The sequence below is a fragment of the Psychrobacter immobilis genome, assembly GCF_003148585.1.
GTDB lineage: Bacteria > Pseudomonadota > Gammaproteobacteria > Pseudomonadales > Moraxellaceae > Psychrobacter > Psychrobacter immobilis.
This window is the reverse complement of the sequence record NZ_QGGM01000016.1, coordinates 50918-73845: the sequence shown is the minus strand read 5'-3', so window position 1 is coordinate 73845 and position 22928 is coordinate 50918. Positions and strand designations below refer to the sequence as shown.

At 43.2% G+C, this 22928-nt stretch carries 16 protein-coding genes; 9 read left to right on the top strand and 7 right to left on the bottom strand.

Going from position 1 to position 22928, the window contains the following annotated elements; all coding sequences use genetic code 11:
- Positions 1–57: 57 nt before the first annotated feature.
- Positions 58–2031, bottom strand: coding sequence for a M61 family metallopeptidase (locus tag C8D84_RS11865; protein ID WP_109592404.1), 1974 nt, complete (start codon positions 2029–2031; stop codon positions 58–60).
- A 333-nt stretch (positions 2032–2364) separates the two neighbouring features.
- Here C8D84_RS11865 and C8D84_RS11860 point away from each other — a divergent pair, with 333 nt between their 5' ends.
- Entirely contained in the window at positions 2365–2850 is a 486-nt protein-coding gene (locus tag C8D84_RS11860; protein WP_060490376.1) for an FKBP-type peptidyl-prolyl cis-trans isomerase, read from the top strand.
- 574 nt (positions 2851–3424) lie between these two features.
- Here C8D84_RS11860 and C8D84_RS11855 read toward each other — a convergent pair.
- Positions 3425–5635, bottom strand: coding sequence for a carboxy terminal-processing peptidase (locus C8D84_RS11855; RefSeq protein ID WP_045443512.1), 2211 nt, complete (start codon positions 5633–5635; stop codon positions 3425–3427).
- 554 nt (positions 5636–6189) lie between these two features.
- Between C8D84_RS11855 and nagZ the strand changes: the two genes are divergently transcribed.
- Positions 6190–7275 carry a beta-N-acetylhexosaminidase gene (nagZ, locus tag C8D84_RS11850; RefSeq protein ID WP_055123472.1) on the top strand — a complete coding sequence of 362 codons (1086 nt, stop codon included), beginning with the start codon at positions 6190–6192 and terminating at the stop codon, positions 7273–7275.
- 126 nt (positions 7276–7401) lie between these two features.
- Here the strand turns inward: nagZ and C8D84_RS11845 are convergent, their stop codons facing one another.
- Positions 7402–8997 (bottom strand): OmpA family protein, encoded by a 1596-nt coding sequence (locus tag C8D84_RS11845; protein ID WP_109592380.1) that lies wholly within the window; start codon positions 8995–8997, stop codon positions 7402–7404.
- A 465-nt stretch (positions 8998–9462) separates the two neighbouring features.
- Positions 9463–11091, bottom strand: coding sequence for a hypothetical protein (locus C8D84_RS11840; RefSeq protein ID WP_109592378.1), 1629 nt, complete (start codon positions 11089–11091; stop codon positions 9463–9465).
- A 374-nt stretch (positions 11092–11465) separates the two neighbouring features.
- Between C8D84_RS11840 and C8D84_RS11835 the strand changes: the two genes are divergently transcribed.
- The 6 genes from C8D84_RS11835 (at position 11466) to C8D84_RS11810 (ending at position 16668) form a co-directional block, all read left to right on the top strand.
- A complete protein-coding gene (locus tag C8D84_RS11835) occupies positions 11466–12074 on the top strand; it encodes a rhomboid family intramembrane serine protease (RefSeq protein WP_109592376.1) in 609 nt (202 codons plus the stop codon).
- A gap of 157 nt (positions 12075–12231) precedes the next feature.
- Positions 12232–13197: a metallophosphoesterase gene (locus tag C8D84_RS11830; RefSeq protein WP_109592374.1), complete on the top strand. Its 966-nt coding sequence runs from the start codon at positions 12232–12234 to the stop codon at positions 13195–13197.
- 99 nt (positions 13198–13296) lie between these two features.
- Positions 13297–13857 (top strand): 5-(carboxyamino)imidazole ribonucleotide mutase, encoded by a 561-nt coding sequence (gene purE / locus C8D84_RS11825; RefSeq protein WP_109592372.1) that lies wholly within the window; start codon positions 13297–13299, stop codon positions 13855–13857.
- A gap of 190 nt (positions 13858–14047) precedes the next feature.
- Positions 14048–15406 carry a 5-(carboxyamino)imidazole ribonucleotide synthase gene (locus tag C8D84_RS11820; RefSeq protein WP_109592370.1) on the top strand — a complete coding sequence of 453 codons (1359 nt, stop codon included), beginning with the start codon at positions 14048–14050 and terminating at the stop codon, positions 15404–15406.
- The gene (locus tag C8D84_RS11815) at positions 15406–15855 is read left to right on the top strand and encodes a YaiI/YqxD family protein (protein WP_109592368.1); all 450 of its coding nucleotides are present in this window, start codon (positions 15406–15408) and stop codon (positions 15853–15855) included. Before C8D84_RS11820 ends, C8D84_RS11815 begins: the two co-directional genes overlap by 1 nt.
- A gap of 174 nt (positions 15856–16029) precedes the next feature.
- A complete protein-coding gene (locus C8D84_RS11810) occupies positions 16030–16668 on the top strand; it encodes an NAD(P)H-binding protein (protein ID WP_109592366.1) in 639 nt (212 codons plus the stop codon).
- A 116-nt stretch (positions 16669–16784) separates the two neighbouring features.
- Here the strand turns inward: C8D84_RS11810 and epmA are convergent, their stop codons facing one another.
- The 3 genes from epmA to C8D84_RS11795 all read right to left on the bottom strand — a co-directional run bounded on the left by epmA (position 16785) and on the right by C8D84_RS11795 (position 20190).
- Positions 16785–17810, bottom strand: a complete 1026-nt coding sequence (gene epmA, locus C8D84_RS11805; protein WP_109592364.1) for an EF-P lysine aminoacylase EpmA — start codon at positions 17808–17810, stop codon at positions 16785–16787.
- A 72-nt stretch (positions 17811–17882) separates the two neighbouring features.
- A complete protein-coding gene (locus C8D84_RS11800; RefSeq protein WP_109592402.1) occupies positions 17883–18992 on the bottom strand; it encodes a 4-phosphoerythronate dehydrogenase in 1110 nt (369 codons plus the stop codon).
- 70 nt (positions 18993–19062) lie between these two features.
- On the bottom strand, positions 19063–20190 hold the full coding sequence (locus C8D84_RS11795) for an AI-2E family transporter (protein WP_060490367.1): 1128 nt from the start codon (positions 20188–20190) through the stop codon (positions 19063–19065).
- Between the two features lie 807 nt (positions 20191–20997).
- Between C8D84_RS11795 and C8D84_RS11790 the strand changes: the two genes are divergently transcribed.
- Complete coding sequence (locus C8D84_RS11790) at positions 20998–22689, top strand: NAD+ synthase (protein ID WP_045455343.1); 1692 nt, start codon at positions 20998–21000, stop codon at positions 22687–22689.
- Positions 22690–22928: the final 239 nt, after the last annotated feature.

Sequence of the window (22928 nt, the reverse complement as noted above, 5' to 3'; positions counted from 1 at the left end):
TTATTGACCAGAATAGTGAGAACAAATACATTCACATTAATATATTTAGCAATGTATTTAACTTTGATAACGCTCTATAGCGTTAAGCCATGCTTGCCAGCCTGCTTCGACTGGAGAAGAATTATCACTGACTCCTGACGATTGATTTGCTTTTGCCAAGTGCAAGCTCACTTTATGCGGAGATGCTTTGTCAATGGCTTCATCAGCCGCTTTAGGCAGCACATTAACACGCATCAACTCATCACGGCGAAACAGATGACACTCAATATCACGCTCCACATTACTTAGCAACGCCAATTGTTTACTGTCAGCTTTGATACCGTCAAGCGCCACAATGACATCGTTCGCTGAAATACCCGCTCTAGCAGCGACACTAGCACGTGTCACGCGATTGACTTTGAGTCCAGCGGGCGTCTCAGTACAGCGCATGCCCCAAGGCACATGCTTGTCAGCCGTCTCTTTGCTATTGCTATGCATGCTAATGCCGTTTGCCGCCAGCAGCGCTTCAATTGGCAACTCTTCAACACCATTGACATAACGATACTCAAAGTCTTCCCAATCCTCTATGGGCATGAACTGCCCAATGACTGTACCCATATCAGCACTATTGATGCCAATGCGTTTATTGTCGTTTTGCTTTGCTTGAGTATAAAAAGCCTTAACCACATCAAACAGACGATAGCGACCATTGCTCTTTTGGAGCAGCGTCAAATCCAAGCATAAGGCTACCAATGCGCCTTTGTTGTAATAACTGATACCAGCGTTGCCTGTATTTTCATCGTTACGGTATAGCTTAATCCACGCATCAAAGCTCGACTCTGCAACGCTTTGATACGCGCGACCCGCGGTTTGATAGTAACGATTAATTTGCTCAGCCAGTAGCTTGAGATAGCTTGGCTTATCAATCACGCCCGACGCTTGCAACATAAAGTCATCGATATACGAAGTAAAGCCCTCAAATACCCATAGCAGTGGTGTAAATGCCTCGTGGCGCAAATCGACATCCAACATAACATCTGGGCGTACCGTTTTGACCCACCACGAATGAAAATACTCATGGCTGCATAAGCCCAAAAATCGCTGATAATCGGCGCTTGGTATTTTTGGCTCATCAAGAGTTGGTAAGTCTCGGCGCGGCGTAATGAGACTGGTCGAATTGATATGCTCAAGCCCACCATAATCCTGACCACTGGCAAAGGTCATAAACGTATAATCATTAAATGGCGCATCACCCAACCAATCTAAATAGCACTGACAGATCTGAGTGACATCCTGCTGTAGCCTGCCCATATTGGCGCTGTGCTTACCTGAGAGATAAAAACGATGATGTAGCGTCTGATGCGTACTGCCTTGAATAATAAAGTCAAACTTATCTTGCTCTGCAATCTCAAACGGGTAATCAATAAGGTCGTGATAACTGCCTGCTTGTAGTCCATAGCTATGCTGCCCATCAAGACGTAGATGAGTAGACTCTAACCCACATGCCAATAGCAGCCGACTCTCGTCTTTACCTGCTAAAAATGCTGCTGGCACTGCTAAACTGACTTGTACAGCTCGATGCTCCTGCCCTTCTACAGCCAATGCCAGTGAGGTGAAATTCCCATACAAACGTTGCTGATCGACATAGGCAGTACGTACCGATAAATCATAGCAGTAGACTTCATAGTGGACACCGATGGCTTGCCCTGCCTTGGCTTTTGGTAATTGCCACGTGTTTTTATCTATTTTGTGCGCGCGATAAACCTTAGGATGATTATCATCATCCATGATTTGACTGTCTAACACCTGATAATGCACCGCGGTAATGTTGCGCGCAAACTCACGCATCAGATAACTGCCTGGTATCCACGCTGGCATCCAAAGTTGAGGTGCATCATTTATTGCCGTAAAATTGAGCGACACATCAACCAAGTGCTCAGAAAAACGCTCGAAATTGAGTCGATAATTGATATCAGTTTTTGCTTTATGGTTATCATTGATTGGATTGGTATCTGATAGCTGATTGCGTGAGTGATTGGCAAATGAAGTCATTGTTTTTTTATCCTTATTTATATCATTATGGTAAAAGCCATTGTCCAAAAACGCAACTGGCAAACCCCGAATATCCATTTACGGTCTTCAAACCACAAAAAACTGTGTTTATTTTCATAAAAAACGACATTTATCAGTATAAAATAGCATTTTTTATTGTTTTTACCTTGAAAGTTATATGAGCCATCTCAATTAAAGATGCTAACTGCTAAAGTTACTTTAATAAACTGATGATAATTGACTAATGACGTAGCTATTTGGCTTGCTGATTGGATTTTTTAGGTTTATTGCAACCGTATTTAATTTTTTACATAGATATATTTAGGATAACTTATGACTATTATTGCAAAAGACACTGCCGTCAAATTCAATTACACACTAAAAGACGACGAAGGCAACATTCTTGACCAATCACCAGAAGGTCAACCACTTGCGTATTTGCATGGCCACAGCAACATCATTCCAGGCCTTGAGCAACAGCTAGAAGGTAAATCTGCTGGCGAACAAGTCAATGCTGTTGTTGAACCTGCTGATGGCTACGGCGAATATCAAGAGCAAGCGGTACAACATGTACCACGTGATAACTTCCAAGGCGTTGACGATATCCAGCCGGGTATGCAGTTTCAGTCAGAAGCTGGCGGACAAGTAATGCTAGTTACCGTTACTGAAGTAAATGACAAAGAAGTGACCGTTGATGCAAACCATCCATTGGCTGGTAAGCGTTTGACGTTTGATGTTGAAATCCAAGAAGTGCGTGCAGCAACTGAAGACGAACTAAACCATGGTCATGTCCATGGCGCTGGTGGCGTTGAGCACTAATCTCTTCTAGAGTATAGTAAAATGTTAAATGGCAGTCTTTATTAAGACTGCTATTTGTTCAAAAAAGGTCAGTGGCTTTGTCTACTGACCTTTTTTTATGGCTATTATTTATCACAATCACCTTTTTAAAATATGAGCCTCTTAGGTGTACATTAAGTAACCTGACAGGCTTACAAACTATTCACTGCTACTGTGTTACCTATTAGGATCTATTAGCTAGTTAGGCGTGTTTCTCAATTAATATATAGCAGACGTAACAAAGCCGCATAACGACAAGCGTTATGCGGCTTTTATCACTAACCATCCATGTTATCGTTACATGATACCTAATCCCGGAGTATCCTATAACTGACAGGCATCCAGCCTTATCATCCTTAATCAGCAAACCACCTATCCCTGATGCGACCTTTGAGATACCAATCCCTAGTATCAATGAACCTTTTCGTTCAATCGTGCCGTACAGTTATAATCGCAGATTGCCTCATGGTTAGTAAGAGGTATAAACGTCAATCCATGTAAGCATATGCTTACATGGACTTTAATCACAGCCTTTTTGGCTGACAATACTGACCGTTTATAGCTTCTCTTCAGGGCTTAACAATGCTTTAGGTTCAGCGCTTAGCATAATATAGGCCGCTTCATTGATGAAGGCTTCGTCTTCAGGTAACTCTGGGCGCTCCTTGGCTTTCATGCGGCTGCGCTCTTCAAATTTTGCATCCATTGCTGCTTGATAGGTGTTCCAATTGGCATAAGGGCGCTCACCCGTTGCAATAAGACGTTTATTTTCAGCCTCTAGTGAACGCTTTTCAATCAATTGCATCTTAGCTCGGCGGCTATTGATATCAAGTGGAATTGGTTTTTTCTCGTCTTCCATATCGCGAATGTTGTTTAGCGCTGATAGATAAACAAACTGTGGGTTTTGCTCTTGACGAATTTTAGACTGCTGGTTAAGTGTCGCCAGCGTCGTATCAGTGAACTTACCTTCAGGCTTGTAAGGCGCCGTTTTGATGGTATCCCAAGGCAACGCTTTTTTCTGCGCACGTTCACCAAAAGTGGCATCATCGTAGATATTGACCAACTCTACATCAGGTACCACACCTTTATTCTGCGTACTACCACCAGTGATGCGATAGAATTTGCGCTGCGTTAAAGTGGCTGAACCCAATGCCAAATTATCGAGTTGAATCTGCGCTGAACCTTTACCCGTTGTCGTACTGCCAACCACTAGCCCACGACCGTAATCTTGGATAGCCGCGGCAAATATCTCACTGGCTGAGGCAGACGCTAGGTTGGTAATAACGACCACTTTGCCATCATAAAGTTGCTCACCGCCATCATCGTCACGGTAGACCTGAATGTTGCCGCGATTGTCACGGATTTGCACCATCGGTCCGCTCTTGATAAAGAAGCCAAGCATTTTTGCTACTTCATCCAATGAACCACCTGGATTATTGCGCAAATCAACCACGAGGCCATCAATATTTTCTTTATTCAATGCTTTCAATGCTTTTTCGGTATCGATACTGACGCTGCGATAATCCTCACCGTTACGGCGTGCCTGATAATTCAGATAAAAGCTTGGTATCTCAAGGACGCCGATGCGTTTTGGCGTTTTATCAATATTAGGGCGCTGTACTTCTACCACGCGCTGGGTAACCCCTGACTCTTCTTGTTGAATAATGTCACGAACCACCGTCACGTTACGGGCACTGGCATCAGGCGTATTTGGCTGACGCACTTTGATGGTCACTGACGTACCACGTTTGCCGCGAATCAAGCTCACAATCTCACGCGTTGACCAGCCAACTACATCTGTCATGTTCTCGCCATCTTTGGCAATACCGATAATCAAATCGTTGGGTTTAATCTGACCAGATTTGGCTGCTGGACCACCATCGACCAAGGTCACGATGCGAGTATAATCTGGGTTTTTACGATCAGGGCGAATAGAAACGCCAATGCCTTCCAATTGTAGGCTAGATTGGATTTGTAATTCGTTGGCCTGAATCGGTGCATAATAATTACTGTGCGGATCGTAAGTCAGCATCGCCGTATTTAAGATGGTTTCCATGATTTCATCGTTTGTGAGACGCTTAAACTGCTCTTGCTGTCGCGATAAACGATTTTGTAAAATCTCGCTTGGTGTACGTTGGTCGTTGCGCACCAAATCTTGCCCACGAGTAATATCTGGATTGCTCAGAAATACTTTTTCTTTGGCTTTTTCATCTTCTTGACCCAAGGTAATACTCATCAGCTGAAACTTCAGCTGACGCGTCCAATAATCACGCTGCTCTTTTTTGGTTTTAAAATGATTAAGTTTTTCACGGTCGAGCACGATCGTATCATCACTCGTCAAATCGATATCGGTTTTTAGCATCTTGCTCGCCATCGCAAAATACTCATTTGAGCGTTTGCGATAGCGTTCAAAGACCTCTACTCCTGCAGATAAGTCGCCACGCTTGAGGCGAGCACCGAATTCATCGGCGTATTTTTTCTTAAACTCATCCACATCAGACTGTAAAAACAACGTATGGTTTGGGTCAAGGCTATCGATATACATAGACAAGATTTCGCTGCCCGTTTTGCTATCTAGCGGCTGATTCAAATAGTGGCTACGATCCAGCAATGCGGCTACTTGGCGAGTGGTGACTTTTTGTTCAGGGGTTTGTACAAAGCCTTCAGTATTGGTATCGGCCATTGCCGTCCCGTAGCTCTGGGTGAGAATAATACCGGCGATGCCCACTGACGCTGCACTGAGTAACCACTGTGCTGGTTGTTTTTTCATCATATATACCTAGTTATTTTACGTTAATAATATTATTTGTTTTATAAAAATCAAAAGTGACTGAATCAATCGCCGCCTATAAATGCTTTATCTTTAAGTCACGAAATACTTATCTACCATTATCAATCGAATATGTATTCAATGATACTTTCTAAAATCTAAAACGATACTTTCTAAAACGATATTTTCTGAATGATTATGGTCACTAAATGCCATTGCTGTTTGCTAATATATTGTTAAAAATCACTCAATATTATCATGCACATAGATATCCAACTGTCTCAAACTGTATAAGCAATCTTACACGCTACGCCTGCACATACCAAACTTTCTATGACATTTATTGTTCATCATTATTTGGGTCATTTATTGACGATTCAATGCCCACTCGCGAATTGATTTGAGTCTATTCATCTGCCACATTATGCTCATTTACTAATAACTGTCATAATAAAGCAGTTTTGATAATAGTGGCACACTGCCAATTATCATCATTTATTTATTTGAAGCTGAACTGATCATATAACAATATATAACACCATAAGGATTACGCAATGTACGGCGTTTTAATGATTGATATCGATAGTACCGCACTGACAGCAGAAGATGTCAGCTTAATCAAACAGGCACAGGTGGGCGGGGTGATTCTATTTGCTCGAAACGTTGCAGATGCGGCACAAGTACGGGCGTTGTGTGACGACATACGTTATCACAACCCAGACATATTAATCGGCGTCGACCAAGAAGGTGGACGAGTCGCACGCCTGCGCAATGGCTTTACCCCACTACCCGCCATGGGCAGGCTTGGGGAATTATTTAATCAAGAGCCTAGCCATGCGTTAAGCTGTGCTTACGATTGTGGCTATCTAATGGCAACAGAAGTGTTGGCAGTGGGCATTGATCTCAGTTTTGCCCCAGTACTTGACAGAGATGGCATCAGCCAAGTCATCGGGGATCGTAGTTTTCATCAAGAGCCGCAAGCGATCATTGCGCTGGCGACTCAGTTTATGCGCGGTATGAAAGCCGCTGGCATGGCAACCACGGGTAAGCACTTCCCCGGTCATGGTGCGATTGCCCCTGACTCCCATGTGGCTGAGGCCATCGATACGCGTAGCCTAGATGAGATTATGCATAGCGATATGCAGCCTTTTGCCCAAACCCTACCATGGCTTGATGCCTTAATGCCTGCCCATGTTATTTTTTCGCAAGTCGATGACAAGGCAGCAGGTTTTTCTAAAATTTGGCTCAAGGACATCATACGGGATCAGCTAAAGTTTGATGGGGTCTTATTCTCTGATGATCTATGTATGGCAGGTGCTCAAGCCGCGGGCGATGTCAGCGCACGTGTGAAAGCCGCGATTGAAGCGGGTTGTGATATTGCGCTGGTTTGTAATGATCGCGTCGCCGCCCATGAAGCCGCAGAGACCGCACAAGAGCTGCCTTATCCCAATCAAAACCGCATTAAAACAATGTGCGGACAGATACCAACATGGCAAGGTGATCTGGAATCAACTTGCCAACAATTCAACTATTGGCAACAGGCAAAGCAAAACGTGACTCAAACCTTTTTTAATCCTCAATCTGAGGCACAAGCGATTCGCAACGCTACTGAATTAAAAGATCCGACCGCTTATAAATAATCGCTTATCATTAGATACTTATCATTAGCCACTTATAAAAAATAGCCTTAACAAAATGAAAAACCGCACCTTTTATAAGATGCGGTTTTTTTTGAATGAATAACCTCTCAATCAAGCTGTTGTACATTAATTGGCAGGATCTACTGCCGTACCTTGAGTGGCATCATCACCATCAGGCAATAAATCATCGTTATTGCTATCCAAAGGGTTTAAGTCTGGGTCAAGCGCGTTATTACTAATAATCATACCATCGTTTGCACTGGCCATCTCGTCATTAACTATAAATTCAATACGGCGATTACGGAAGCGACCTTGCTCCGTTGAGTTATCAGCGATAGGTTCTGATTCACCCATGCCTTTCGTCATCAGTTTACTGGCATCAACACCTTGAGATACTAAATACTCTTTCACTGCCTCAGCGCGATTACGAGACAATTCTACATTGTAAGAATCCGATGCCTGACTGTCAGTATGACCGATAATCGTCAGCTTCATATTCGGTACTTCGTTGATAATCTTAGCAGCGCGGTCAAGCAGCTCTTTATTGACATCAGGAATGACCGCTTCATCCACTTCAAAGTTGATAACCTGAATACTCAATGCACGAGCCACATCACGTGGATCTGGGTTTTTACCAAGATTGGTCATAGCAACATCCGCAGCTGCCAAACTATTATCAATCTCACCCTGCAAATCTAATGGCCCTTCGGCTTGTATGGTCATCGCAGGAACAGCCGCTTGTAAGTCAGCCACTAGCTTATCTAATGCCGCTGCATCAGGCGCATTGACAGTGATCACATCGCCTTTGATGATCATGCTCGCATTTGGTACATTTTTGACGATAGGTAAGATAGTAGCTAGCTGAGCCGCCGCTGGCATATCTACTGCAAAATTATCATCGACATCAGCACGGCATTTATTGGCTTCTTCACCAAATGCACTGGTTAACGCATTCATTACATTGGTCTGCAAGGTCTCGTCGCCCACATTCATACGGCAAGCATACAGTTCACTATTTTCACCAGTCGCAATGCGCAATGATGCAGGCTCGATATCACCTGCCACTGCCAACTGACCCTCTCCCTGCGCTGCTTGTTGGGCAGTAGCCACCGGTGTAGCGACAGGCTCAGGATTCTCTTGACAACCACGAAGTAAAGCCCAAGCCAATGCGCCTAAAATAATCAAGCCAATAATGGGGAGCAATGCTTTCATAAAGCTGCCTTGCTGCTCTTCTTCGCGTTGTAATGGAGCGGTGCTCACCGTATCAGAGATACGCGCGCCAGCAGCAGGCGTCGCTGCCAACATACCGACTGGCAGAACGGCGCTTGCCCAAGCAGGGATATAACGCTGGTAACTGTCGAGATTATCATTTAAGAACTGCGGCACTGGTGTAGTACCTGCCAAGCTTTTGATTTCGTGAAAAGCCAGTGGCGCTGCCATCGCTATCAGTCCACGCGAAGACGTTGCATCAACATTATGCTTGCCTGCCAGCTCACGAGCGATTTGATCACGTTGCGAATCATCGCTCCATACACGGTCATAAAATCCTTGGTCATCACGAGTGATATTCTCATTTACAAAACGATTATAAGTATCGTTATCCGCTAAGCGAGCCGCAAAAATAGCATAGAACTGTTCAAGCAGCCCTTTTTTAGCAGGACTATGATCATCTTCCAGCACGGCTGGGCTGACTGTACGCGTCAAATGACTGATAATATCCATAATACAATTCTCCTATTAATGCCTATATTAGTATCGATTTATATAATTAAAATATTCAAAAAACACCGGATAAAATAATGATTTGAAATAAGAACCATGACAGCTAAAACCATCTTGACCCTGTTCAATTTTCATCATTATAAAAGTATTAAGTCAGTGTTAACAATCAACAGGTTGTTGTACAAATGATACGTTAGGTAATATTTCAAGTGTCACACGTAACCAAAAACATGGCACATAACCAATCATTAACCCAGTGAGAAGCCATAAAAGGATCAGTAAAACTTATGTATAAATGGAGAAAATACATCCTTTTTTCAGATAATTTATGGTTTTTTAGATACTTCTAACTGGGTATCTACAGAAAAAATGGCGGTATAAGCAACTTATACCGCCATCCTTACTTGATAACTTGTTTCAATGGATAAATTGATCAAACAATCGTTAAACACCTCTATTATCCAATCATTTATTCCTTACTTGCGCAGGTTCAGCGATGATGAGTGTGCTTGCCATATCATCTACCTCCGATTCTGAAATAGAACCTGACGGTCTGTTATTCATCGGTGTATTGTTAGGGGTATTGTTAGGAATGTTACTGGGAATATTGTTGGCATTGTTACTATAATTGTTGGGTGCAGGATTAGGTACGATACGATCGCCTGTATCATCATCTGCTGCTTGGAACTCTCCAGACCCACCGTTGTTATAGTCATTAGCATACTGATTATTGGCAGCTCCCTCATTTTCAAACTCATTATTCGTATTATTCATTGCATTGGCATCGTTATTTTCAGGCAATGGTAATGGTGCAGTACTATCGATGACCATGGCAGGTATCAAAGTACGCATATCCGTAACCAGTCGTTGCAAGAGCATACTATCTGGCGCTTCTAACATAAGGCGATCATTCTGCAAATGTAGGCGTGCAAATGGCGTAGACCTAATCATCGTCAAGACATTGGGTAGTACTTCCTCAGGTAAATTGGCAATACTACTGGCAACTCCAGCCTGTACTGTTAATTCGCAAATACTCGCTTGCTCACCAAAGCTGGTATTGAGCGCTTGTTGCAAGGTGCTTTGTAACGCTGCATCGCCAATGGTAGCACTACAGGTATAAAGACTACCGCTGTTATCTACGCCAACGATGAGCTCAATGGGAGTCATTACCTGCGCTACTGGTGCAGGCGTTGGTGCTACCACAACAGGCACTGTCGCAGCGGCTTCTACAGGCGGCGCGTTGTTCGGTCTGATTAATATTGCCCAAGCAGCAAGCCCTATCGCGGCAATGGCTACTATTAACAAACCCACCCGTACCACTAAATCATTACGTTGATTGCGAGTACGCACTTTTTCTTGCTTCATACTGCTATTTTCTGCCAAATGATGCGTGGATGGATTGGCATGAATGGCGCCAGTATGAGCGCTAAAATGACCATCGGTATCACCTATCCTCATACTTTCTACATCAGTATTTCCAATATCTTTTTTATCTGCTGTATCAGCATTTTGCTTATAAGCGGCTGTCGCTGCGGCGATCGTACTGGTGTCTATATGAGAATTTTGCCGACCATCCAAAGAGATGTCACGCACTGGTACGCTATCAATATCTGCGGCGATGTGTGGGTGTGCTTCTGATGCGCTATCGACGTTTTGAGGAGCAGTAATAATAGGTGCTGACCACATCGGTAAATACTGACGCAGTGCCGCCTGCTCTCCCTGCAAAAACGCTGGCAAAAACTGGCCGTTTGCCAATACTGTCAGCTCACGATAAGCCAGTGGCGCGGCATTGATGAGCAGCTGTGACGTAGTAGACTCATCAATATGATGGGTATCAGACAGCTCTCGGATCATAAGCTGCTGTATGCTTTTATCTTGCCACAGTTGCTCGAACAGTGGACTTTCTGTGACTCTATCAACCATCCCTTGCTCGGCGCGGATAAATTGTGAGTACACTTGCGGCAAGGCGAGACGTGATGCCAAGATGGCATAAAACTGCTCCAATAAGCTGATGTAAGCCACACTATCATGACTATTGCGCTCACCTATGACAGCTGGCGTTACGGTCTTTTCTAATTGGTCGATAATACTCATAAATTACTGCCTCTTTCGGCCTTTATTTTAAATTTACCAACGCATGAAACGTTTATTTTACTTGTCGTTAGCATCTGTATGCTTGGATACCGCTCTCATTTAACCCACCATTACCGTCAAGATACGAAGCATTACTCAATTTGCCTGACAGCCTGCTATATTATTCACTATAAAAGCATATAAATGCACTATTTTGTCACATAATAAGTTTTTGCATTGTCATAACTACTGTTAGTATTACTTTATTATAAATAGCTCATGCTTAATAATTGCTTGTCAGTCCTATTTAGTTTGCACTCAGCCATAATGCGTAGGCTTTGAACATTGTTATTCATCACCTTGTCACATATCAGGCGCAGCCTAAGGATTTTCCTTTGTTCAATCATACGACCCTTATTATTATTATCACGGTTATTGTCAGCGTAGTGGCATGGCAAAACAAAACAGTGTTTAATCGACTTATTTTTTATCCGCCAGCGGTAAATAATGGGCAGTGGGACCGTTTTGTCACGCATGGCTTTATTCATGCCGATAGCATGCACCTGCTCTTTAATATGTTTACTTTATACTTTTTCGGTCGTGCTATTGAAGGGCTGTATCAGCCGTTCTTATTTGGCTATGGTTTTGTGGTCTTTTACGTATTGGCCATTATCATTGCGATGATTCCAAGCTACCTCAAGAATAAAAACAATGCGAGCTATTTAAGCCTTGGCGCGTCAGGCGGTGTATCAGCCGTATTGTTTGCTTTTATTTTGCTGGCACCGTGGGAGAAAATTTACCTATTCGCGATTGTTCCTATACCTGCGATATTATTCGCCGTCGCTTATATCGCTTATAGTATCTATGCAGACAAACGGGGCGGCTCTAATATCAATCATATGGCGCATATGTGGGGCGGCGCGTTTGGGGTTATTGCCACGGTTATTTTAGAACCGCAAGTCCTACCGCATTTTATCAATGCGCTATTATCACCTGGGCTTTAAATTTAGTAATGAAGTTTATTAATGAAGCTCAATGATAAAAATTGAAATGAGCACTTGGGTTATGATGACAGTTTAAGTAATTAAGCGATGATTAACGTCGCGTTATGTTTTGCACAAACTTATACTCAACAAACTATTTAAGAATTTGATAATTATTATGATGATAGATGTTATCGGTGATATTCATGGCTACGCAGACAAGTTAATTGGCTTATTAGAGCAGCTAGGTTACGTTCATAATGGCACGTACTTTGTACCGCCAGCAGGGCATCGGGCGTTATTTATCGGCGACTTGATTGACCGAGGACCACAGCAATTGGCTACCTTAGAGATTGTTTTTGCCATGTTAGATGCTAACGTGGCAGATGCGATAATGGGTAATCATGAATATAATGCCCTCGCCTTTGCCACACTTGACCCTGATAACTCCAGCCAATATCTGCGCTCGCACAATGACATACATATACGCCAACATGCGGCATTTTTAGCCGAAATAGCTTTTGGCTCAGAGCGTCATCAATATTGGCTTAATCGGTTATATGAGCTGCCTTTATGGATTGAAACAGACGACGCTTGTTTTGTTCATGCCTGCTGGGATGTCGATAGTATGGCGGTATTGCAGCCGCTATTGACTGACGATAACTGTTTAACGCCGCACGGGCTAGTCGCCACTGCCAAAGAAAACACGGCGCCATTTGACGCGCTAGAGCGGGTGTTAAAAGGTGTAGAAACAGCATTACCCGACGGCATAGTCATGGTCGATAAAGAAGGCACTGAGCGCAAGCGCGTTCGAGTATGCTGGTGGCTTGACGGGCTGAATAAACGCCTTCTTTATGAGGTGGCGCGTGCGCCTGCATCAGCATTGGCGCAGATTCCAACAGAGGCGTTGGCTGAAAATATTGATTTCGCTCTGAAAACGAATAAAGCGGTATTTGTCGGTCATTATTGGCTAACTGGCACGCCTGAGCCACTGAGTTCACAAGTTGCCTGTACTGATTATTCAGCGGCGGTAGACAGCGGATATCTGACTTGTTATCAGCTCGATACTGAGCAACCATTGCCACTAAAAGCCAGTAACTTTGTCCAATATTGCCATAATAAAACGGTAAACCCCCATCCATAAAATTGGTGCTATTGCCCCCGCTTTCTTATTAAAAATCAAACTTGGCTTTACGAGAGCAACAAAACTTTTGTATGATGGTCTTTTTGAGGATATCAAAGCATGAGCACCACAACAGCTACTGTTAACACGATGGATCAAAACAGCCCTATCGCCTCCCCTGCTGGTCAGCCAAAAGTTGGCATTATTATGGGATCACAATCTGATTGGGCAACCATGAGTGCGGCAGCGCAATTACTCGCAGACTTTGATATCGCCTTTGATTGTGAAGTGGTTTCAGCACACCGTACCCCTGATAGATTGTTTGACTATGCAAAAAGTGCAAAAGATAACGGTCTACAAGTTATCATCGCTGGCGCTGGCGGTGCTGCTCATCTGCCTGGCATGTGTGCCAGCCAAACGCCGTTACCTGTGTTTGGTGTTCCTGTAAAGTCTTCTATGCTCAGCGGTTGGGATAGTCTCTTGTCTATCGTACAGATGCCTAAAGGCGTCGCAGTTGGCACATTAGCGATTGGCTCAGCAGGCGCTTACAACGCTGCCCTGCTTGCGATTCAAGTGTTAGCATTGAATGATGAGACTATTGCGACTAAGCTGGACAATCTACGCCAAATGCAAACTGATACCATCCTTGCTAGCCCAACGCCTGGCATTATCAATAGCTAATCACCTGTCTTTGATAGTGGTTCTTGAATCCCATTATTGAGACATAGCTGCTATTTACTTGATATTTATTTTTAGATGGGTTTTACTTAATACAAGGTGCATGTAATGCACCTTTTCCTATTTTAATAGATGACTTTTTGCCTTTTAATACACCCAAAATATTATTCATTTTTAACTCAAAGAGCCTGCCATGACTACAGCGAACGCTTACCCTGTTACCCAAACCATTCGTACCATCGGTATTTTAGGCGGTGGTCAGCTTGGTATGATGCTTGCCGAAGCAGCGATGCCACTTGGCTACCAATGTGTGTTTTTAGAAGACAGCGCTGACTGCCCTGCTAGCCTATACGGCCGCGTCTTTCACAGCGATCAATTGGAAGACTTCATCGCCGCAGCAGAGGTTTTCACCTTAGAGTTTGAAAACACACCGACGGCGACAGTTGAACAGCTGACTGATTTGTCAAAATCAGGTAGCAAACAAGGCATGTTTCCGCCATTGATTGCGCTTGATATCGCTCAAGACCGCTTAAAAGAAAAGCAAATGTTCAATTCGCTTAATATTGCTACCGTGCCCTTTATGGCTGTCAACTCTGAAGCGGATTTGCAGCAAGCCTGTCATGAATTAGGACTGCCTATCGTCCTAAAAACCAGCCGTGGTGGTTATGATGGCAAAGGTCAGTTCGTGATTAGACAAGACAGTGATATCAAGGCGGCATGGCAAGATCTTAAAGATGCAGTTACGGGTAAGGGCTCACTAACGCCAACGCCAGCACCTTTGATTGCAGAAGGTTTCATTAACTTTAGCCGTGAGCTTTCTATTATCGCCGCACGCGCACAAAATGGTCAGGTTCGTTGCTACGATTTGGTCGAAAACCATCATCATAATGGTATTTTAGCCAAGACCCAAGCGCCTGCCGTTGGTACCAGTCATTTATTCAAACAAGCAACCGATGACATCACCAAAATCATGAACCATTTAGACTATGTTGGTGTAATGGCACTTGAGCTCTTTGTGACCAAAGATGCGCGTGGTCATGACACGCTACTCGCTAATGAAATTGCGCCGCGCGTACATAATTCAGGACATTGGAGCATTGAAGGCGCTGTCACTAGCCAATTTGAAAACCACATTCGCGCCGTCGTCAATCTGCCATTAGGTGATACCGACAACGTGCATCCAGCGATTATGCTCAATGTCTTGGGGCAATATCCAGATATCAGCGCCGTGCTGAATATCGATGGTGCGCACTATCATAGCTACCACAAAGCAGAACGCGATGACCGCAAAATTGCGCATATTACCTTGATGCCAAACGACGTTGCCGACTTAGAACCTGCTTTGGCCAAGCTCGTCGCTACGCTACCCAATAAAATGGGACTTGAGAAAAAACCATCTGCGATTGATAGCCAGCCAGAAGCGGCAGATAGTCTAACCACTACTGACAATAACAATGACAATATTTTAGAGAGTATAGAAGTCCATATCGATGACAGCCAAACAACTCAGGCTATCGACGCTAAGGGAAAAACAGATAAGGTTAAGAAATAATGCAGATTTGGGTAGATGCTGATTCGGTGCCATTGATTGCCAAAGATTTGATTATCAAAACCGCTGAACGCACACAAACCATGGCAATATTCGTCGCCAATCAGCCGATCAAACTGCGTAAGTCACCACTGCTGGTCATGACCGTGGTGCCATCAGGGTTCGATAAAGCCGATGATTATATCGTTGAGCAAATACAGCCAGGCGATCTGGCTATTACCAGCGACATTCCTTTGGCTAATGACATTTTGGACAAAGGTGGTATGGTATTGACGACACGCGGTATGGTTTATGATAAAAATAATATCAAGCAAAAGCTCAATATGCGTGATTTCATGGATACTATGCGCGGTACTGGCGTGCTCGAACTACAAGAAATGAGTGGTCAAAAACCTTATGGCGATCGTGACAAAAAAGCCTTTGCTGATGGATTAAACAAGTTAGTACGCTAGTTTTCACCCGCTTTGTCTTTGATTTTTTGATCTTATCCACTTTGCAAACTGTATACACGCCATAACCAAACACTATGCAATCGGCACGCTTCATAACGAAGTGTGCCTTTTTTTCTTGATACGCTATAGTCAGTTTTTACAACAACGATAACGTACATAAGAATAGGAATGACAATGAAAATTTTAGTAATTGGGGCAAGTGGTCGAGTGGGTACGGATTTAGTTAAGCAATTATTAGCGGATAACCATCAAGTTGTTGGCACGACACGCCAAGAAGAAAAACTGTTTACCGATGACAATTATAGCCAACTCGATTTAGATATCACTGCCGAAAAAGAGGCTATACAAAAGCAAATTGATCAAGACATTGACGCTGTTTATTTCGTTGCCGGGTCTGGTGGTAAAGACGTCTTAGAAGTAGATTTGCATGGGGCGATCAAGACCATGCAAGCTGTAGAAGATAAAGGTATTAAACGCTATATCATGCTCAGTACCGTCTTTTCGTTAGACACCAGCAAATGGGACAATGCTGGTATTGCTGACCTAAAAGAATACTATATCTGCAAACACTATGCGGATCAGTGGTTGATTAATAACAGTAGCCTTAACTACACTATCGTTCAAGCAGGGGCACTAAAAGAGCGCGAAGCGACTGGTACAATCACTGTCAACGATAATAATGCTGGAGAAAATTCAATTGCCGATGTGGCGACTACTCTGGCAGCCGTCTTAAATGCCAATAATACCATCAAGAAAGTCTTTAGTATGCATAACGGTGAGACTGCGATTGATGAAGCGATTGCAAAATTATAAGAAGCAACTTTACAGCGATTAAAACGAAAAAATCGAGTAAGCCTAATGGGTTACTCGCTTTTTTCTAATAGGCTTGTCAAATAAGTGGCAACTATATTAAGTCTATCAATAATCGACTAGGCCAAACCGCTTGGAAAAGAAATCACATCTTCTAAGCTATTCGCGCCTGTGATTACCATGAGTAATCTATCGATACCAATGGCGATACCGCTACAGGGTATTAAAGCATCAGACGCTGCTAATAAATGTTCATCGATTGGCATTTGTGGCAGGTTATGACGCTTACGCAGTTGATTGTCTCGCTCAAACCGTTCTCTTAACGCTTGTCCATCTGCTAGCTCATCATAAGCGTTGGCAATCTCAATGCCATTGATATACAGCTCGAAACGTTTAGCGACTGTATTGCCCTCTTTATCAACCGCTGTTTTTGCCAGTGCCGCCGTGGCAGGTGGATATTCTATAATCAAGGTCGGTAAGTCGTGACCCAAGTTTGGCTCGACCGCATGACTAAACAGCAAATCCAGCCAGCTTTGACGAATATCTGCTTCGCCATCTTCTGTGTTATCCAAGTCGCTATTAAAATCAAAACCTGTCAAACCCTTATCTTCTGCTACTGCTTGCAGGGCATCAAGGCTAGCTGTCAGCGGATGTATGCCGACAAAATCCATAAACGCATCAACATAGCGGTAATGACTCATCACCACTGAATGCCCATAAAGCGCCGCTAATAACTCACTCAGCTCAGCCGCCATATCATCCAAACTATAATTCGGCTGATACCACTCAAGCATGGTAAATTCGATATTATGGCGTACGCCTATTTCGTTATCTCGAAATACGGAGCAAATTTGATATATAGGCACTTGCCAGCTGGCAAGTAAACGCTTCATGGCAAACTCAGGTGAAGTATGCAGATAATAAGTATAGGGGTTATCTTGATACGTCACTTGCGCGGCGACTGACTGTAAGAAAGTATCAGTATTGCCAGCCTGCGATAGTAGCGGTGTTTGCACTTCAAGCACTTGATGCGTGGCAAAAAACTGACGAACGGTGCTCATCAATTGCGCACGCTGCTGAGCCATTGCCAATGTCATGGTCGGCGCATAGCTGGGTTTTGAAGAAGAATTACTTGCTTGGGTCATTATTATTTACTGCAATTAAAGGATAAGAATAAGTTCTCAGATGCTACTTTAGGGTTGAAGGCTACCTGACTTTTACCACTGCCATTCGCGGCGTAAGTGATAATCTCGGCGCAACTGATCAAAGTCAGCACCCTTTACTTGACCGTCAGCCAGCTTGCTTCTTAGTGCAGCATCATCGTGCATGATATCGTAAAACTTCTGTAATCTGTCTGGATGTGCTTTTAACTCAGACCAGAGATAAGTATTAAGCGGTAGCAACTGATGCATCGACAATACAGGCAAGACTGCTAACTTTTCACATAAAGCGTCATAGATAATTTGCGTACCACGCAGCTTACCTTCGACCGTATAGCCTGCGATATGAGGGGTGGCGATAGCCAGTTTGGACAATAAGCACTCAGAAATCTCTGGTTCAAACTCAAACACATCGAGCACTACTTGGCGATCTGTGCGCTCAATATCTGCTTCTAAATCACGCGCATTAATGACTGGTCCGCGCGCACTATTAATCAACAAGGTATGCGCAGGCATCACTGCCAGCGTAGTTGCGTCAATCAAATGCTTTGTTGGATAATCACTGCCACTAGGGTTTGTAGTATCTTTATCGGTTAAAGGCACATGTAAGCTCACTACATCGCTTTGGCTAAGCACTTGCTCAAGGCTGGCATTATTCGTATTCGATGTAGGCAGTAGTGGATCATAGCCTAGTACCTGCCAGCCTAAATCAATGGCATACTGAGCGAGCGTACTACCAATATTACCAAGTCCGATGATGCCCAATGTTAATGGCTTCATGGATTGCTGCCAATAGTGCGGACGCAACGTCAAAATCGCCGTCAATACATACTGCGCAACAGAATGTTTACTACATCCAGCCGCATTGGCGAAAGTGATATTTCGCGCCGCCAAATAGTCTTGATCGACATGATCGGTACCGATAGTCGCCGAACCGACAAATTTTACGCTGTTATTATTGGCTAGCAATGCCTCGCCTACTGGCGTCACCGAGCGTATCAACAGCACATCAGGCTGAACGTCTGCCAGTAATTGCGCATTGATATCGCGTCCAGTGACGGTGATTATATTGACCGTCTGCTCAGATACCTGTCCAAGCATCGAAGCATTAAAAAACGCATCCAAGCTCGCGATATTGCTATCGGCCACGATAGTAATGCTGTCAATAGAGTTCGCTCTATTTTGCATAGCGTTTGCAGTATCCTTATTTAACATGACTATGTGCCTCTACGTGCCTCTACTCTGATTCATTGACTGGTGGCAACGTTTGGTTGTCAGACAACACCAAATCCTGCGGAGCAAATATCTCATTTTTATGCTGCGATATCCATTCTCGCCATACCGCCAATCCGATAGCTAGCACTACAGGACCGATAAACAAACCAACAAAGCCAAAAGCCGTTAGACCACCTAATACACCAATAAAAATAATAATAAAAGGGATTTTGGTCGCGCCACTAATCACAATAGGACGGATGAGATTGTCAACCCAGCTGATAACCAAAGTGCCCCATAGTGCCAAGCCAATCCCTTCTACAGTATGACCTTGGCTTAACAACCAAATGGATACACCACCCCAGACAAATGGCGTGCCAAACGGAATCAGGGCGATAATAAAGGTTATGATAGTGAGTAAGATAGGACTTGGTGCACCAGCGAAGTAGTAACCCACACCTGCGAGCAGTGCTTGTGCCAATGCCGTCAAACCAATGCCATAAACCACCGCACGCGTGGTCGTACCCACAGAATCAATATAGCCATCAATGCGATTGCCAATGATATTACGCAGTGCTTGGCGAATTTGACGCACCAAACTGGTACCATCACGATAAAAGAAAAACAACGTCATCAGCGCCATACCTAACTTGGCAAGACCGCTAAACACCACATCAAATGCTACTTTGCCATAATATAAATGTGACTGTACCCAAATACGAAACGCCTCTAACGTCCCTTCTGGGTTTTTATTGATTCTCCACAGCACATCTTTCACTTGCTGACCGATGATAGGCATATCTTTGATAGAATCAGGCACATCTAAATAGCCCACTTTTATACGATAAATCAAGTTACTGATTAGGCTCAAGGCTTCTTGCTGTAGAATAAAAACACCGATAACCAGTGGCACACCTATCATTAAGGAGATACTCACCGTCATAATAGCAGCGCTAAAATTAGGACTCAGCTTTACTTTTTCATAAAAAAAGTTATAAATAGGAAAGGTCACATACGCTAAAATCGCCGCCCATAATGCGGGTACAATAAAAAACTGTACCACTTGAAAACACAGTACGAACAGCACCACCAACAGAGTAATAGCCAATAAGCGCTGAATAATAAATTCTTTTGTCCAATTTTCAATCATAGCGTATAAACCAAGAGCAGACAGCAAAGATCTATCGCGACCTTGCTGGCAAGTTTATAAATGTGTGATGAATATCAACTCACAGACGGTGCCCATAAAACGACCCTGTCCATTAGCGGTATTCATTAGCGAGGGGTGTAAACAATCCGTACCGGTAAACCTGCTTTGAGAGCATCAAATCGTAGCATACCGTAACATACTTACGGACGATAGTTTTGACTAACGCAAGATAAATATCAAGCGATTATCACGGCTTATTATGCCGCAAAATACGACAATGATATAACGATATGTTGTAATCTTTACTTACAACTTTCTCTGTATAAGCTTACTAGATGATGACATTAATAGATAGAAGTTGACACATAGATTTAACATGTAAAAACAAGGCACTAAAAGGATATTTTACATTCATACTGTAAACTGACCTATTGAAAGGTAATTCACTGGCGCGTTCTATTTGCAACGATAATTGATGCTATACTAAAGCAATTATTTTAAGCTTTTTAATAGCATTAAATTCGTTTGTTCTTATTTATTTGGATCATTCTACATATATAACATTTTTCAGACGATGCGCTACAGCCCTCTTTTATCGTCCTTCTATAGACTATCATAAGATCAAACCTGTAGAGGGGCGTTACAACGTTGGATGCTGTGCGTAAGCAAGCTCATCATCTCGGTTCACTATTAGAATTCGATATGACAGAGTGCTATTTTGAGTGAATTTCGGACTTACTTTGATTTTATTTTAAACCAACAACGACCCAACAAATTTTAAACCATATATCGATAGGAACAATAACAATGTCAAAAGACAATGATAATCCCAATATAACTCCCTCAACTGAGGCCAGTAAGACCAATAAAACCCAAGAAACTGTTACTTTTGCATTGGCTCAGTCGCATTTTTTGGTTGGTGACATCACTGCCAATGCTGAAAAAATGCGTGCACTTGCATTGCAAGCTCGCGAGCAAGGTGCGGATGTCATTATTTTCCCAGAACTTGCTTTATTAGGTTACCCACCGCAAGATTTATTACTACGCCCAAGCTTATCTGGTCGCATCAAAAGCGCCTTGTCTACTTTAAGTGATATCGATGACATCGTGATGATTGTCGGTTATCCACATGTCGATCATCATGGTACTTTCAACTCTGCTGCTATCTTGCATAATGGTCATCAAAAAGGCTTTTATCATAAGCAAATCTTGCCAAATTATGGCGTATTTGATGAGCGTCGTTATTTTGATAAAGGTCGTAACCAAGTTTTATTTGACTATAAAGGCATCACAATCGGTCTGCTCATCTGTGAAGACTTGTGGGAAAAAGGCCCTATTGCCGAGCTTAAAAAGCAAGGTGCTGATCTGATTATTAGCTTGAACGCCTCACCTTTTGAGATCGAAAAACAAGACAATCGTAAAACGATGCTGGCTAAGCGTAGCCGTGAGAATAATTTGCCTATCGTGTATGTCAACGCCGTTGGCGGTCAAGACGACTTGGTATTTGACGGTGGTTCTATGGCGGTGCAAGCTGATGGTAGCGTTGCCCACGAAGCACCACGTTTTATGAATCAGTTACTTCTTGCCACTTTAGACGTCAAAACTGCCAAGTTTAATAGTCAAACTAAAGCGCCATTAACACTGAGCCGTGAGTCAGAGATGTATCAAGCACTGGTCGTTGGCCTACGCGATTATGTCAACCATTCAGGATTCACTGGTATTATCCTTGGGCTATCAGGTGGTATTGATTCTGCCTTAACGCTATGTATCGCTGTTGATGCTTTGGGTGCTGACAAGGTATATGCGGTGATGATGCCTTATGAATATACTTCTCAGATTAGTCTAGAAGATGCTCAAGCACAGGCTCGCCGCTTAAATGTTTCTTATACGGTTTGTCCTATTTTTGATGCGGTTGAAGGCATCCGTCATACCTTAGCGCCACTATTTAACAAATCGCCAGCAGACACCACTGAAGAAAATATCCAAGCGCGTGCGCGCGGTGTGGTACTGATGGCGCTGTCCAATAAGTTTGGGCACTTGGTCATCACCACTGGTAATAAGTCTGAGTTAGCAGTCGGCTATTCGACATTATATGGTGATATGGCAGGCGGCTTTGATGTGCTAAAAGACGTTTATAAGTCGCAGGTTTATAAATTGGCCAGTTATCGCAACCGCTTGGAAGACACCCCTGTCATCCCTGAGCGTGTCATCACTCGCCCGCCATCTGCTGAATTACGCCCAGACCAAAAAGACCAAGACAGCTTGCCTGACTATGATGTATTAGATGGCATCTTAATGTCATACATTGATGAAGACATGGGCTATCAAGACATCATTAATAAAGGGTTTGACGCTGAACTGGTCGCAAAAGTCATCCAGATGGTAGACAATAGCGAATATAAGCGTTTACAAGCGCCAATCGGTACCAAAATTAGCCATAAAGCCTTTGGACGTGAACGCCGTTATCCATTAGTGAATAAATGGTCAGTAAAAGGCTAAATTAGATTAACCATTGTTGCTTGCCCTACTTTTATTATGTAGAACGCGAGCAACATGGCTAATTTAATATTTTTATAAAAAATCAAGTTTCTTATGATTAGCTGGGTGCTTACCCAGCTTTTTTAGTTTCTATAAACCGATTTTTAATGCCAAACTGTTATAAACAACACTTTCTTTTTGTACTTCTAACCCATTCATTCTTTAACTACAATTATTTTAATCCCTATATTTTTTACCGA

What these genes read in the sequence shown, in the direction of transcription:
- C8D84_RS11865 (WP_109592404.1), bottom strand. Translation starts at nt 2,031, where the DNA reads ATGACTTCATTTGCCAATCACTCACGCAATCAGCTATCAGATACCAAT.
- C8D84_RS11860 (WP_060490376.1), top strand. Translation starts at nt 2,365, where the DNA reads ATGACTATTATTGCAAAAGACACTGCCGTCAAATTCAATTACACACTA.
- C8D84_RS11855 (WP_045443512.1), bottom strand. Translation starts at nt 5,635, where the DNA reads ATGAAAAAACAACCAGCACAGTGGTTACTCAGTGCAGCGTCAGTGGGC.
- nagZ (WP_055123472.1), top strand. Translation starts at nt 6,190, where the DNA reads ATGTACGGCGTTTTAATGATTGATATCGATAGTACCGCACTGACAGCA.
- C8D84_RS11845 (WP_109592380.1), bottom strand. Translation starts at nt 8,997, where the DNA reads ATGGATATTATCAGTCATTTGACGCGTACAGTCAGCCCAGCCGTGCTG.
- C8D84_RS11840 (WP_109592378.1), bottom strand. Translation starts at nt 11,091, where the DNA reads ATGAGTATTATCGACCAATTAGAAAAGACCGTAACGCCAGCTGTCATA.
- C8D84_RS11830 (WP_109592374.1), top strand. Translation starts at nt 12,232, where the DNA reads ATGATGATAGATGTTATCGGTGATATTCATGGCTACGCAGACAAGTTA.
- purE (WP_109592372.1), top strand. Translation starts at nt 13,297, where the DNA reads ATGAGCACCACAACAGCTACTGTTAACACGATGGATCAAAACAGCCCT.
- C8D84_RS11820 (WP_109592370.1), top strand. Translation starts at nt 14,048, where the DNA reads ATGACTACAGCGAACGCTTACCCTGTTACCCAAACCATTCGTACCATC.
- C8D84_RS11815 (WP_109592368.1), top strand. Translation starts at nt 15,406, where the DNA reads ATGCAGATTTGGGTAGATGCTGATTCGGTGCCATTGATTGCCAAAGAT.
- C8D84_RS11810 (WP_109592366.1), top strand. Translation starts at nt 16,030, where the DNA reads ATGAAAATTTTAGTAATTGGGGCAAGTGGTCGAGTGGGTACGGATTTA.
- epmA (WP_109592364.1), bottom strand. Translation starts at nt 17,810, where the DNA reads ATGACCCAAGCAAGTAATTCTTCTTCAAAACCCAGCTATGCGCCGACC.
- C8D84_RS11795 (WP_060490367.1), bottom strand. Translation starts at nt 20,190, where the DNA reads ATGATTGAAAATTGGACAAAAGAATTTATTATTCAGCGCTTATTGGCT.
- C8D84_RS11790 (WP_045455343.1), top strand. Translation starts at nt 20,998, where the DNA reads ATGTCAAAAGACAATGATAATCCCAATATAACTCCCTCAACTGAGGCC.